This is a genomic window from Pseudomonas putida, assembly GCF_022627325.1.
Taxonomy (GTDB): Bacteria; Pseudomonadota; Gammaproteobacteria; order Pseudomonadales; family Pseudomonadaceae; genus Aquipseudomonas; species Aquipseudomonas putida_X.
In genome coordinates, this window is record NZ_JAETZZ010000064.1 from 1 (window position 1) to 255 (window position 255).

The window sequence follows — 255 nt, forward strand, 5'->3', positions numbered from 1 at the left end:
ATTGAGTTCTTGGACGGTCAGGACAATCGCTTCGTCGCTGGGCTCAGGCGACATTTTGAAGCGCTCGGCTTCCAGGCGCTTGAGCCAGAGGCAGAAGCCGTTGCGCTCCCAGTACAACACTTTGATCTGATTACGCGCCTTGTTGAGGAAGACGAAGAGCACGGGGTCGAACACGGCGACTTTGATATCCAGTTCTACCAAGGCAGTAAGGCCGTCGATGGACTTTCGAAAGTCCACAGGCTTGGGGTAGAGGTA

The 255-nt window shown here is 54.9% G+C and carries 1 protein-coding gene; it reads right to left on the bottom strand.

Going from position 1 to position 255, the window contains the following annotated elements:
* Nucleotides 1-255, bottom strand: a 255-nt coding sequence (gene tnpB / locus JNA92_RS25725; RefSeq protein ID WP_241807233.1) for an IS66 family insertion sequence element accessory protein TnpB, incomplete at both ends; no start/stop codon positions are given.